This is a genomic window from Salinimicrobium tongyeongense, assembly GCF_026109735.1.
Taxonomy (GTDB): Bacteria; Bacteroidota; Bacteroidia; order Flavobacteriales; family Flavobacteriaceae; genus Salinimicrobium; species Salinimicrobium tongyeongense.
In genome coordinates this window covers 16,977-30,239 of sequence record NZ_CP069620.1, presented here as the reverse complement: position 1 = coordinate 30,239, position 13,263 = coordinate 16,977, and the positions used below count along the sequence as shown (strand labels likewise).

Annotated in this window: 16 protein-coding genes; 10 read left to right on the top strand and 6 right to left on the bottom strand. The window is 44.5% G+C overall.

The genetic code is table 11. The features are described 5' to 3' along the window. From JRG66_RS00165 to JRG66_RS00125, 9 genes are all read left to right on the top strand, one after another. Entirely contained in the window at positions 1–489 is a 489-nt protein-coding gene (locus JRG66_RS00165; protein ID WP_265163713.1) for a DUF2231 domain-containing protein, read from the top strand. A gap of 129 nt (positions 490–618) precedes the next feature. Continuing rightward, a complete protein-coding gene (locus tag JRG66_RS00160; RefSeq protein WP_265163712.1) occupies positions 619–1,956 on the top strand; it encodes an MBL fold metallo-hydrolase in 1,338 nt (445 codons plus the stop codon). Between the two features lie 9 nt (positions 1,957–1,965). Beyond that, positions 1,966–2,322: a DUF3703 domain-containing protein gene (locus JRG66_RS00155; protein WP_265163711.1), complete on the top strand. Its 357-nt coding sequence runs from the start codon at positions 1,966–1,968 to the stop codon at positions 2,320–2,322. Positions 2,323–2,452: 130 nt separating this feature from the next. Next, positions 2,453–2,938, top strand: a complete 486-nt coding sequence (locus tag JRG66_RS00150; RefSeq protein ID WP_265163710.1) for an acyl-CoA carboxylase biotin carboxyl carrier protein subunit — start codon at positions 2,453–2,455, stop codon at positions 2,936–2,938. A gap of 103 nt (positions 2,939–3,041) precedes the next feature. Beyond that, complete coding sequence (gene accC, locus JRG66_RS00145) at positions 3,042–4,484, top strand: acetyl-CoA carboxylase biotin carboxylase subunit (protein WP_265163709.1); 1,443 nt, start codon at positions 3,042–3,044, stop codon at positions 4,482–4,484. A gap of 17 nt (positions 4,485–4,501) precedes the next feature. Further along, positions 4,502–6,043, top strand: a complete 1,542-nt coding sequence (locus JRG66_RS00140; RefSeq protein WP_265163708.1) for an acyl-CoA carboxylase subunit beta — start codon at positions 4,502–4,504, stop codon at positions 6,041–6,043. A 123-nt stretch (positions 6,044–6,166) separates the two neighbouring features. After that, positions 6,167–7,060 (top strand): NAD(P)-dependent oxidoreductase, encoded by an 894-nt coding sequence (locus tag JRG66_RS00135; RefSeq protein WP_265163707.1) that lies wholly within the window; start codon positions 6,167–6,169, stop codon positions 7,058–7,060. A gap of 76 nt (positions 7,061–7,136) precedes the next feature. Next, positions 7,137–7,694 (top strand): YeeE/YedE family protein, encoded by a 558-nt coding sequence (locus JRG66_RS00130; protein WP_265163706.1) that lies wholly within the window; start codon positions 7,137–7,139, stop codon positions 7,692–7,694. A 1-nt stretch (position 7,695) separates the two neighbouring features. Beyond that, positions 7,696–8,112, top strand: a complete 417-nt coding sequence (locus tag JRG66_RS00125; protein ID WP_265163705.1) for a DUF6691 family protein — start codon at positions 7,696–7,698, stop codon at positions 8,110–8,112. Here JRG66_RS00125 and JRG66_RS00120 read toward each other — a convergent pair. Together JRG66_RS00120 and JRG66_RS00115 are read right to left on the bottom strand one after the other, a co-directional pair. Then, positions 8,109–8,462 (bottom strand): hypothetical protein, encoded by a 354-nt coding sequence (locus tag JRG66_RS00120; protein ID WP_265163704.1) that lies wholly within the window; start codon positions 8,460–8,462, stop codon positions 8,109–8,111. The genes JRG66_RS00125 and JRG66_RS00120 overlap by 4 nt on opposite strands. Before the next feature lie 146 nt (positions 8,463–8,608). Then, entirely contained in the window at positions 8,609–9,247 is a 639-nt protein-coding gene (locus JRG66_RS00115; protein ID WP_265163703.1) for a trimeric intracellular cation channel family protein, read from the bottom strand. A gap of 141 nt (positions 9,248–9,388) precedes the next feature. On the opposite strand from JRG66_RS00115, the gene trxB reads away from it, so the two are divergent. Continuing rightward, on the top strand, positions 9,389–10,360 hold the full coding sequence (gene trxB / locus JRG66_RS00110) for a thioredoxin-disulfide reductase (RefSeq protein WP_265163702.1): 972 nt from the start codon (positions 9,389–9,391) through the stop codon (positions 10,358–10,360). Positions 10,361–10,429: 69 nt separating this feature from the next. On the opposite strand, the gene JRG66_RS00105 is transcribed toward trxB, so the two are convergent. The 4 genes from JRG66_RS00105 to JRG66_RS00090 form a co-directional block, all read right to left on the bottom strand. Then, positions 10,430–10,567: a hypothetical protein gene (locus tag JRG66_RS00105; protein WP_265163701.1), complete on the bottom strand. Its 138-nt coding sequence runs from the start codon at positions 10,565–10,567 to the stop codon at positions 10,430–10,432. Continuing rightward, entirely contained in the window at positions 10,564–12,255 is a 1,692-nt protein-coding gene (locus JRG66_RS00100) for a PspC domain-containing protein (protein WP_265163700.1), read from the bottom strand. The genes JRG66_RS00105 and JRG66_RS00100 overlap by 4 nt, the downstream gene beginning before the upstream one ends. Next, positions 12,248–12,592, bottom strand: coding sequence for a PadR family transcriptional regulator (locus JRG66_RS00095; protein WP_265163699.1), 345 nt, complete (start codon positions 12,590–12,592; stop codon positions 12,248–12,250). The genes JRG66_RS00100 and JRG66_RS00095 overlap by 8 nt, the downstream gene beginning before the upstream one ends. Before the next feature lie 78 nt (positions 12,593–12,670). Then, positions 12,671–13,186, bottom strand: coding sequence for a DUF4870 domain-containing protein (locus JRG66_RS00090; RefSeq protein WP_265163698.1), 516 nt, complete (start codon positions 13,184–13,186; stop codon positions 12,671–12,673). Between the last annotated feature and the right edge of the window lie 77 nt (positions 13,187–13,263).

The following is a 13,263-nucleotide window of genomic DNA, read 5'->3' as shown; positions in this document are numbered from 1 at the left end:
ATGGAAGAAATACCCGATTTTTGGCGGACAGAGGTTTTTCATCCTCTGTCTGTCCATTTCCCCATCGCCCTGCTGGTGGTAGCCTTCCTCTTTAAGGTGGTTGCGCTAAAATATTCAAGAGAAGTGTGGGAAAGAGGAGGGACGGTTTTATTGATAGCCGGGCTGGTCACGCTCTGGATCTCCGTTTTTACCGGTGATCTTGCCGATGGGATTGTCTCCCGAAAAATTTGCGATCCTACCATCTTAAAGGAACATGAGAATATGGCCTGGGCCACTGCCTGGTTCTTTTCTGCAGGCCTGGGGGTAGATCTTTTAAGACAGCTCAAATATCCCATTTTTAAGAATATGTTTTTCAGGTTGATCATGATTCTCCTGCTGGCCACCGGTACCGGTACCCTTACCTATACCGGCCATCTTGGGGCTAGCCTTGTGTACCAACAGGCTGCTGGGGTTTACGTTCCTTCACAGGATTGTGCGGAATTTGAATAGCTTAAACATTGAAAACCATCATGATAGTCTTCTGTAACTCTTGTTACGGATCATCCTTCCAAAAAAAGGTATTTTTGCTTTAGTTTTTTATCGGGAATGCCCGTAGCCGAAGAATTAAAATTACAAAACATGAAAATCAAACAATTTAAAGATAGTCCTCTCGCACATTATTCTTATGCCATAGTAAGTGATGGTAAAATGGCCCTGGTAGATCCGGGTCGCAACCCGTTGCAGTATTACCGGTATGCCGAAGAGGAAAATGCAAAAATTGTCGCTGTCTTTGAGACCCATCCTCATGCCGATTTTGTGAGTGCGCATTGCCAGATCCACGAACAAACAGGTGCCACTATCTATGTGAGCAAACTTCTTGGTGCCGATTATGCGCACAAGGCTTTTGATGAAGGAGAGTCTTTTAAAATGGGGCAGGTAAGTTTTAAAGCTCTTAATACCCCCGGACATTCACCAGACAGTATCACTATTGTTGCTGAAGATAAGGGGGAAGTAGCCCTCTTTACCGGAGACACGCTGTTTATTGGAGATGTAGGCCGTCCCGACCTTAGGGAGAAAGTAGGGAACATGACTGCCAAACGTGTAGAACTGGCAAAGGCCATGTACCATACCATGCAGAACAAATACAACGATCTACCGGGTGAGGCATTGGTTTACCCGGCACACGGGGCAGGTTCTCTCTGCGGAAAGAACATGAGCACAGCTTCCAGCAGCACCCTTGAGAATGAACGTAAATACAACTGGGCATTTCAGGAGCAGACAGAAGAAAAATTTGTGCAGACTATTCTACAAGACCAGCCATTTATTCCGCATTATTTCGGGTTTAATGTTGATGTGAACAAGACCGGAGCCGAGAATGTGCAGCAGACCAAAGCGGCCGTTAAACTTCAGCTTTTGGCAGATAAAGTGGAAGAAGGAATCACAGTGGTTGATGTACGTGATGGCGATATCTTTAAAAAAGGGCATTTATCGAACAGCATAAACATTATGGCCCGCAGTGAAAATGATAAATTTGAAACCTGGCTGGGGGCCATTGTAAAGCCTGAAGAACCTTTTTACCTGGTGGTAGAGGGCGTAGCGCAGGTGGGCGATATTTTGGAGCGTACGGCCAAGATAGGTTATGAAAAGCAGGTGAGGGGTATAGTGACCTTATCCCAAAATGTCGTGGAAAACTCTGCTCAGTTTGATCTTGAAGACTTCAAAGCCCATAAAGAAAAATACACCATTGTTGACATCAGGAATGAAAGTGAAGTAGCCCAGGAGAAGATCTTTGATGCCGCGATTAGCATTCCTCTAAACGAATTAAGGGAACGCGCTAACCAAATCCCTGCAGATAAACCTATCCTGGTGCATTGTGCAGGTGGTTACAGGTCTTCAGCCGGAAGCAGCATCCTTGAAAACCACTTTCCGAAGACAAAAGTCTATGATTTAAGTGAAGACATTAAAAAGTTCAGCTAACCTTCAAAGATGAAGTTTTACACCAAAATTCCGAAGCGGCTAAAATACTTTTACTTGCGCGAACTGGTTCAGTACAAATGGGCTTTTAGGCAGGGGGATTTTATACATGCCTGGCATCATCTTGAGCGGGCGCATATTATAGGGCAGGCTTACCCATATGAACATTCGTATGCTCACTGGCTTATGCTGAAGTTTGGGATAGCTGTAAAAGATGCCAAAGAAATCCTGGGGCAGTTGCCCCGCCTGCTGGTTGGAGGTGTTAAATCTTTTGTGGGAAAGATCCCTTTGGGAAATACAGGAGGCGCCAATGTTCCGCCTTTGCGGCCCATGCCCGTACCACAGGATATTCAGGAATTGTTCAGGTAATGAGGCTTGAAATATTGAGTGAAAAAGTCACCTTTGGGTGACTTTTTTTTTTGCCTGTTATTCAAAATTTCTTAAAAATCCCGGATTATTATTTTTTATATTTACCAAAAAGCGCATAAAAACCGCAGAAATGGAAGAAAAATATAAAGTAAAGGTAAACGACAGCATGCAGTTTGAGTTTAGCCGGGAACAAATAGAAGTTCTTGATTTACAGGCTAATGCTTCGGGCGCTGGCCACGTACTCCAAAAACATCGTTCGTTTACAACCAGCATTCAAAAATCCGATTTTTTAGAACGTTCGTATACAATAAGAGTAAATTCGGCAGCCTATGAGGTGAAAATTTTCAATGAGCTCGATCTGCTCATTGAAGACATGGGCCTTAGCCTTGCCGCTGCACAGGTGATCAACGACATTAAAGCCCCCATGCCCGGCCTAATCCTCGATGTACAGGTAACACCTGGAGATGAGGTGAAAGAAGGTGACTACCTTTTGGTCCTTGAAGCCATGAAAATGGAAAATACTTTGACCGCGCCACGTGACGGGGTCGTAAAGACCGTAGAGGTTCAAAAAGGGCAAACTGTAGACAAAAACCAGTTGCTTATTGAAATGGAATAAATTTTCGTTCAGGGTTTAAAATTTATAGTTTGTCATTCCACCCAAAGGGAGGAATCTTTTATGGTCGTTTAGCAGAATCAACTAAGGAAACAGAGGTAATAAAATGAAAAAGATATTAGTAGCAAACAGGTGTGAAATAGCCTTGAGAATCATGAAGACGGCCCAAAAAATGGGGATTAAGACCGTGGGCGTGTTCTCTACGGTAGATCGTAACGCGCCTCATGTGAAATTTGCAGATGAGGCCGTTTGCATAGGAGAAGCGCCTTCAAACCAGTCTTACCTGCAAGGGGACAAGATCATTGAGGTCGCAAAAGAGCTGGGTGTGGAGGGGATTCATCCCGGCTATGGTTTTTTAAGTGAAAACGCCGAATTTGCCGAAAAAGTAGAAAAAAATGGCCTTACCTGGATTGGTCCGGGTTCAAAGGCTATCAGGATCATGGGGAGTAAGCTGGCTGCAAAAGATGCGGTGAAGAAGTACGACATTCCCATGGTGCCGGGAATTGACGAGGCGATCACAGATCCCGATAAAGCCAGAAAAATAGCTTCGGAAATCGGATTTCCCATTTTGATCAAAGCATCGGCCGGAGGTGGCGGGAAAGGCATGCGCATCGTCGAAGAAGAAAAGGATCTTGAAGACCAGATGAAGCGCGCCATTAGTGAAGCCGAATCGGCTTTTGGTGACGGTTCTGTCTTTATAGAAAAATATGTGGGGAGTCCGCGGCACATCGAGATACAGGTACTTACCGATACCCACGGCAATTTTCTGCACCTTTTTGAGCGGGAGTGCAGCATTCAAAGGCGCCATCAAAAAGTGGTGGAAGAAGCACCTTCAGTAATTCTTGATGAAGACCTGCGGAAAAAAATGGGGGAAGCCGCTGTAAAAGTGGCCAGGGCCTGTGATTACGTGGGTGCAGGTACGGTAGAATTCCTCATGGACGAAAATAAAAACTTCTATTTTTTAGAAATGAATACCCGCCTGCAGGTAGAGCATCCCGTCACCGAATTGATCACCGGGATAGACCTGGTAGAGCAGCAAATAAAGATTGCCCGAGGCGAGGCTTTGGCATTTTCACAACAAGACCTAAACATTACAGGCCACGCCGTTGAGCTTCGGGTCTATGCCGAAGATCCTTTGGAAGATTTCATGCCCAGTGTTGGCCTGCTCGAAAAGTACCAGGGGCCTACAGGAGAAGGGGTGAGGCTTGACGACGGTTTTGAACAGGGCATGGAAGTTCCCATCTATTACGATCCCATGCTGGCCAAACTCATTACCTACGGAAAAACCCGTGAAGAAGCCATTCAGCGCATGCTGAAGGCCATTAGTGAATATGAAGTAAAAGGTGTTGATACCACTTTATCTTTTGGAAAGTTCGTATTTGAACACGAGGCTTTCAAAAGTGGCAATTTTGATACACATTTTGTGAAAAAATATTATTCCGCAGAAAAACTGGAAGCTCAAACCCGTGAAGAAGCCGAGCTTGCTGCCCTTGTGGCACTAAAGCAATATTTGAAAGACAGGGAACAACTGCGATTACCCAACAAGTAAAACCGGAAGCAAAATTTATGAGCGACAATACTAAAAAGCTGGAAGAGAAAATTGCCGAAGCCCTAAAAGGCGGCGGCGAAAAAAGAATAGCAAAACAACATCAACAAAAAAAACTTACTGCTCGTGAACGGGTAGATTATCTGCTGGATGAAGGTTCTTTTGAAGAGATCGGGATCCTTGTGACGCACCGTACCACCGATTTTGGGATGGAAGAGCAACAGTACTACGGCGACGGGGTGGTGACCGGCTACGGTACCATAAACGGCCGACTTGTTTATATTTTTGCACAGGATTTTACCGTTTTTGGGGGCTCCCTGTCTGAAACCCACGCCGAAAAGATATGTAAAGTGATGGACCATGCGATGAAGGTAGGTGCTCCCGTCATTGGGCTCAATGATTCGGGGGGAGCCAGGATCCAGGAAGGGGTGAAGTCGCTTGGAGGCTATGCCGATATTTTTCACAGGAATGTCCAGGCTTCAGGAGTTATTCCGCAGATATCAGCCATTATGGGGCCCTGTGCCGGCGGGGCAGTTTATTCCCCGGCCATGACCGATTTCACATTCATGGTTCAGGATACAAGTTATATGTTCGTTACCGGCCCAAATGTGGTAAAAACGGTGACCAATGAAGAAGTGACTTCCGAAGAACTGGGTGGTGCCAGCACCCACTCCACAAAAAGTGGGGTAACCCATCGCACCGCGGCAAATGATATCAGCTGTCTGGAAGACATCAAAAAGCTGCTGAGCTACATGCCGCAGAATAACAAGCATTGCCCTGAAAAACTGCCTTATGAATTTGGGGATGAGCTGCGCGAAGAGCTGGAATCTATAGTACCCCACAGTTCGCACAAGCCTTATGATATGCACGAGGTGATCAAAGGAATTATAGACGAAAATAGCTTTTTTGAGATCCATAAAAATTACGCCGATAATATTATTGTGGGTTTTGCACGCCTGGGCGGCAGGAGCATTGGTATTGTTGCCAACCAGCCTATGAGCCTTGCAGGGGTCTTGGATGTTGAATCTTCCAGAAAAGCGGCCCGTTTTACACGTTTCTGCGACTGTTTTAATATTCCGTTGCTCGTTCTTGTTGATGTGCCAGGCTTTTTGCCGGGAACAGACCAGGAGTGGAACGGGATCATTCTTCACGGCGCAAAATTACTTTATGCTCTTAGCGAAGCAACTGTTCCAAGGGTAACGGTAATTACGCGTAAAGCCTACGGCGGCGCTTATGATGTAATGAACTCCAAACACATTGGAGCCGATCTCAACTTCGCCTGGCCTACTGCCGAAATTGCCGTAATGGGCGCAAAAGGGGCCAGTGAGATCATTTTTAGAAAAGAGATCAAAGCTGCGGAAGATCCTGAATTAAAACTTTCAGAAAAGGAAAAGGAATATGCCGAAAAATTTGCCAATCCGTTTAAGGCGGCACAACGCGGATTTATTGATGAAGTGATCAAACCCAAAGACACACGGAGAAAACTTCTGAAAGCCTTTAGTATGCTGGAGAACAAGGAAATATTGAGAATTGACAGGAAACATGGAAACATACCACTCTAAAGGTTTATAGTTTAAAGTACAAGGGCTGTGGAGCAACCCCCGCCCTTTACTGCCTCATGTCTCAAGTCTAAAATCTCAAGTCTAATATCTCATATCTCCTATCTCAAATCTCCTATCTAAAAAATGAAGTTTCAAAAGATTGTCTGTGTAGACTACACCAAACTTGAACCCTGGGCACTGGAAGAGCTTCAGGAAATGAGTGAGGAAAAAATCGAAGTGTATGATGATTTTCCAAATTCAGAAGAGGAAGTCCTGCAACGAATAGGAGATGCCGATGCTGTTTTTGTTTCCTGGAAAACTGAAATTCCGGAGGCGGTGATCAGGCAGTGTGCAAACCTTAAATATATTGGTATGGCCTGCAGTTTGTACGATGACGAATCGGCTAATGTGGCGGTTAATTTTGCACGCAGCAGAGGGATCACCGTTACCGGGATTAGGGATTACGGAGATCCGGGGGTGGCCGAATTCATAGTTGCGGAATTGATAAGACTTTTTCACGGCCTGGGAGAGCATCAATGGAAAGAAATGCCGGTGGAGCTAACTGGTAAGAAAATTGGGATCATTGGCTTTGGGGTAACCGGCCAGTTGCTGGCAAATTGCCTTAAACCCTTTGAACCACAACTGTTTTACTACAGCCGCACCCGAAAGGAAGAGCTTGAAAACGGGATAAAATACCTGCCCCTGCAGGAATTATTGCAGACGGCAGAGGTGATTTCCCTTCATCTTCCCCGAAACACCGTACTTTTAAACAGGGCCGAATTTGACATTTTTGGCACCGGAAAGATCCTGATCAATACTTCCCTCGGGCTTCCTTTTGAAGCACCTGCTTTTAAGCACTGGATAAAAAAGGAGGGGAATTTTGCCATTTTTGACGGGGATGGGAAGAAGGAACTTTCCGCAGAAACTGAAGGGCTGTCACGGGTGATCGCATCGGGGAAGAGTGCCGGCTGGGCTGCCGAAACCCAGAGAAGGCTTTCAAAAAAAGTACTGCAAAATGCAAAAGATTTCCTGCAGTAATCCCGGTATCAGGTTTTCTAATGATTTGTCAAAAAAGGTGAGTATAGGAAGCCTTATCTTTGCCTAAAATTTTTCTATGGAAATGATCCTTGAACCCTGGCCCTGGTATGTGGCCGGCCCCTTAATCGCTTTGGTGATGTTCCTGCTCATCTTTATGGGCAAAAAATTCGGGATGTCTTCTAACCTTGAGACCATGTGCACGGTTTGTGGTGCCGGTAAGGTTTCGGGTTATTTCAAGGTAGACTGGAAAGCCAGCCGCTGGAACCTGCTGGTCATTCTGGGGGCGGCAATAGGAGGTTTTGTAGGCGCACATTTGCTGTCAAACGGCAAAGCGGTAAATATTTCAGAAGAAACTGTCTCGAACCTTCAAGAACTCGGTTTTATGAGTGCCGGGGAGGCTTATCTCCCCGAGAGGCTTTTCAGCCTTGAGGCTTTAAGCAGCATAGAATCTGTGGTGATCTTACTGGTGGGCGGGCTGTTGATTGGGTTTGGTGCCCGTTATGCTGCCGGGTGTACCTCGGGGCATGCTATTTCTGGTTTAAGTAACCTGCAGTTGCCGTCATTGATCGCCGTGATCGGTTTTTTTATAGGCGGGCTGGTGATGGTTCATTTATTATTTCCAATAATTTTTTAAGATGAGAAGAACAGCAGGTTACCTGGCAATAGGGATATTTTTCGGAATTGTGATGTACAAATCGGAAGCGGCATCCTGGTTTCGGATCTATGAGATGTTCAGGTTTGAATCATTTCACATGTACGGCATCATTGGCTCGGCATTAATTCTGGGAATTATTGGAATTCAAATCATCAAAAGAAAGCAATTAAAATCCTTTTTTGGAGATTCCATAAAAATAGCCTCTAAAGAAAGAGGCTTCAAAAAGTACTTTTTTGGAGGTATAATTTTTGGATTGGGCTGGGCTCTGGCCGGTGCCTGTCCGGGGCCAATATATACGCTTATTGGCGCGGGCTACATTTCCATCATTGTGGTGCTACTGGGGGCGCTGGGGGGCGCTTTTCTCTACGGATTGCTTCGGAAGAACCTGCCGCATTAATGGCTGATACCGGCTACAGGTGATCTCCCCACTATAGAAAGCTCGTAGATAACTCCTTCACGCCATTTTGTGCCGTCAAGCTTCTGAGATTGCAGTTTTTTCCGAAGTAAATTGCAAATTTCAGGCTTTCCTGAAGCTACACTAACATACTGAATGCTTTTATCTTCAGCAACAGAAAAGAAAACAGTGACAGTACTTCCTTCTTCCAGGTTTTGGTGGGCATCCCGAAGTATATGCTCAATTTCGGCAGAAAGGCCGTTAAGGTCGTAGATCTTTTTAATCCCTTCAGCATAAATAACAGTGCCTGCACTAATTGCTAAAGTCAGCAGTAATAATTTAAAAGGTTTCATAGCGCATATTTTTAAAAGTTAGTAATCAATTTCTTCGGGGGATTTTGATCTTTACTTAAAAGACTGCCTGATAATGAAAACGTTACAGGGGCGTCAGGTAATTTATGTAAATCTTTTCCTGTTAAAAAGACGGGTAGTCAAAAATGCTATTTTTGAAGATCATTTTCCCGTGACAAGTAGAAGGAAGGAAGTGAAATGTGGAACTTAACCGCCAGCAGCCGTATAGCGATCACAGTGACCGAGGTTATTACGTAGATCACATCTTGCGGCATTCCAATTTCGTAAAAAATGACAAAAGCCAGTCCGCCCACGATACAGGCGGTCGCATAGATCTCTTTTCTGAAGATCACCGGGATCTCGTTACAGAGAATATCCCTTATTACCCCGCCAAAAGTACCTGTCATGGCGCCAAGGGTAATAGAAATGATAGGGTTGAGGTCATTTTGAATGCCTATTTCAACACCTGTGATGGTGAAAATTCCCAGCCCGATGGAGTCGAACAGGAACAGCGATTTTTTGAGGTGGTCAAGCTTTCTTCTGAAGATAATGGCAAAAATAGTGACTACGCCAATGAGGTAGATATATATGGTATTCTCCATCCAGGTCACCGGCGTGCTACCTATCAAAATATCCCTGATGGTACCGCCTCCAATGGCCGTTACAAATGCGATGATAAAAATGCCGAAAAGATCGAGCCGGCGGTTCATTGCCGAAAGTGCCCCCGAAATGGCGAAGGCCACGGTTCCTAAAAGATCAAGGATATTGAATAAGGAAAGTTCGATCATGCCGCAAAGGTAGTGTAATAGCAGGAGCTTCTAAAACGGGTTGGTAATGGCTTAAGTTATTCCTGTATAACAAATCTGTATGTTCAAAGTCTTAAGTTTTCTTTGAAAGTTACTACTTTTACCGGAAGAAATTTTAATATCATGAGTGAAACCAGAGAGAGAATCAAGTGCCTTATTATAGGTTCGGGTCCTGCGGGTTATACCGCGGCCATATATGCTGCCAGGGCAGACCTTAAGCCCGTAATGTATACCGGAATGGAGCCCGGCGGACAGTTAACCACGACTACCGAAGTTGACAATTTTCCTGGCTATCCCGAAGGTGTTGATGGCCCTGCCCTTATGATGGACCTTCAGAAACAGGCTGAAAGATTTGGGACACAGGTGCGCATGGGAATGGTGACCGAGGTGCAGTTTAGTAAAGAACATGGCGGGGTTCACCAGGTATGTGTAGACAACTCAAACTGGATAGAAGCCGAAACCGTGATCATTTCGACGGGAGCTACGGCCAAATACCTGGGGTTGCCTAGTGAGCAACGTTTACGGGGTGGCGGTGTTTCGGCCTGTGCTGTTTGTGACGGTTTCTTTTACAAGAACCAGGAAGTAGCCATTGTTGGAGGAGGAGATACAGCTGCTGAAGAAGCCACTTACCTTGCAAATATTTGTACCAAAGTGACCATGCTGGTTAGAAAAGATGAACTTCGTGCTTCAAAAGCTATGCAGCACAGGGTATTTAATACTAAGAACCTGGAAGTGAGATTTAATTCTGAAGTTGATGAGGTGCTTGGAGAGCAGGTGGTAGAAGGTTTGAGAATAGTGAATAACCAGACAGGTGAAAAAGAGGACATCAAGATCACCGGATTATTTATTGCTATTGGGCACAAACCAAATACTGAAATCTTTAAAGGGCAACTTGATATGGACAATACAGGTTACCTTATCACATCTGGTAAAAGCACCAGGACCAATATCCCGGGAGTTTTTGCATCGGGAGATGTGCAGGATAAAGAATACCGACAGGCCATCACCGCTGCCGGTACCGGATGTATGGCTGCACTGGATGCAGAAAGATATCTTGCCACCGTAGAGAGCAATGAAGAAGTGAGTACAAAATAATTTTCTACCTAATTAAAACGAGAAAGGCTGCCAAATTTGGCAGCCTTTCTCGTTTTATTGAGATTATATTCAGCAATCCCGGGAAACCGAAGTTGAAGAAATGTTTTCAGTTGCGGCTTTATCCGGTAGCTCGTGTTTCACTTCCTCTTTGGTAGAAATCAAAATGGCGAGGAAGCCGGCGATGATAATTTCAATAAGTACACTCATTCTACAGAGATTGAATCGGTTTCAGGAGTTGATTGTTCTGTTTCAGGGAAATCTTCTTGAAAAGTATCCTCATTTGTTTCTCCAGTATCCCAGTCGGTTTCAGGTTCGCCCCAGGGGTCTTCTTCTTCGGCGGGGCAGTCAAGGCATTCAGCTCCCTCCCGGGTGATCTTAAGGTACTGTTCTTCATACCCGTTGTGCAAAATATCGCCAAAGTAATCTGAATTCCTGTGGAAGGAGTAAGTATTATCGGCAGCGTATAACACCGTGCCTACGGGCAGGAACAGGCTAACCTGTACCTTTTGCTCCCGGTATTTTTGTTCGGGGTTTGTGGTTAAGATACCGCTAAGGTCCAGGTTTCCGTTCGAGTAATTAGTATGATATTTTATTGCGGAAGCTCTTTCCCTGGCTTCGTCATAAGATTTGCCTTCGGCAATTTTGATGATCTCCATTCTTCCGGTTGAGTCTGTGGTAGATTTTACGATCAACTGTACATTCTGCGACCAGATCACTTTGTTTTCTTTGTCGTCATAGGAAATATTGAAATCACCAGAACGATAGGGAGTAGAATTGAACTGCGGATCTCCTATCATATTCACGTACAAAGTATCATTTGCCGTTACAGGAAGGTTTTCAGAAATTCTTACCTCGCCGTCAAAAGCCCTTTCGGTAGCCTGCTGAATTCCGAAGAAAATGAGTCCGAGTACAGAGATAATCCACAGGCCTAAAAGTACCAGTTTTGCCGTTCTTCCAATTGACCTCAGGTTTTTAACCAGGATCTTTAACCCTAGGATAAAGAGGAAGAAGAACGGGATTCCCACGGCAAAGAATGCGAGTAAGGAAATGAACCAGATACTATCGGCACCCGGGCCGGCAATTTCCACAAAATCTGTCCATGGTGCTTCAATGATTCCGAAGGTTCCTATGGAAAACAGCCCTATGAACAAACCTATAAGCGTGGCCCCGGCAATGAGGATGAGGAATATCCCTATGAGCTTTACGAACAGGTTGAGAATGAATTTAACGACATCACCTACTGCGGTCGCGGCCGAGTTTGCACCCGAGCGGGCCTTATAACCGTACTTCTCGTAGTTGATGTCTTTCATCTTTCCCGACACATCATCGAACCCCTCCCTTATTTTGCGTTCAATGTTGCTTATGGTCACCGGTTCGCCACGCATGGCGAGTTTATCGGCAGTGGTTCTGGCTTCGGGAACAAAGATCCAGAGGGCGATATAGATAAGGATGAAAGCACCTGTAGAGAAAACAGTGAGCAGGATCCAAAGAATTCTTATCCATAAGGCACTTATGCCGGTGTAATGACCAAGCCCAGATGATACTCCGCCAATATAACTGTTCTCGGTATCCCGGAAGAGTTTTTTGCCACGGGTTTTCTTATAGACCGGTTCATCTTCAAAAATTTCGTCATCTATAACGTAATCTTCAGGTTGCCCCATTACAGAAATCACCTCGTCAACTTCCCTAATGCCTATAACCTGTCTTTCATTTTTGATCTTTTCAGAAAATAGTTCGGCTATTCGGGCTTCAATATCATGAATGATCTCCTCCTGGCCAGAGGTGTTGGTGAGAGACCTTTTAATGGCCTCCAAATAGTGCTGCAGCCTGGCATAAGCATCTTCATCAATATGAAAGAAAATGCCGGCAAGATTTATATTGACTGTCTTATTCATGATTTTTAGGTTTTTGGGTGGTTACGATTGTTACTGCGGTTTGCAGTTCTTCCCATGTGTGGGTGAGTTCTTTAAGGAATATTTTTCCGGTCTCTGTGAGTCCGTAATATTTTCTTGGTGGCCCGCTGGTTGATTCTTCCCAGCGGTAGGAAAGCAGACCGGCATTTTTGAGCCGGGTAAGCAAAGGGTAAATTGTACCTTCTACCACCAGGAGTTTGGCGCCCTTCAAGGTGTCCAGAATTTCGGCTACGTATGCATCATTGTCTTTTAAAACAGACAAAATGCAGTATTCCAAAACACCTTTTCGCATTTGTGCCTTCGTGTTTTCAATCTTCATAGTGTTGGGTTTTGAATGTTGTTGAACTGTTCATTTTTTGATTGATTGATGATTGGTAAATAATTGATGAGATTATCTTTAAGCAGTTTCATTTTCAGGATCACCTGAAGCTGTAAATAAATCTTTTGGCTTACCGGCGTTTAAAAAATTTATGGCCAGTGGGTATTTGAAGTATTTCCCTTCGCCAGCCTTGATGGTAGCGGAAACTACTCCATAAATATTAAGTACAAAAAGAGAAATAAGCAGGAATGCCATCACCATAATATAAATGGTAACAGGGCCAGCTTCAACAGGGTTTCCAATCCATTGATGGTGATCATTAAAGTAGAAGGAATCTTCAAAGTTTATATTGAGCCCAATAAGAATTGCTCCTGCAACTCCTAACATAAGAAGAAAGATCGCATAGAGGAACAGGCTTATTTGGAAATTTAGTGCCTGTTTGCCATGCTCGTTTACAAAAGGATCATTCTTTTTTGCGGTCCAGAAGATCAAAGGGAAGATGAAATTTCCCAGCGGAAAAAAGAATTGGGTAAAGGTAGATAAGTGGATTAAAGCAGCCACTGTCTTGTCGGGATTTGTTGATTGATTGTTCATTATGATTGATTTTCTATTACAAATATATATCTTAAAGATGGTATTATGCAAAACAAAGTACTATAATTTTTTTCCGG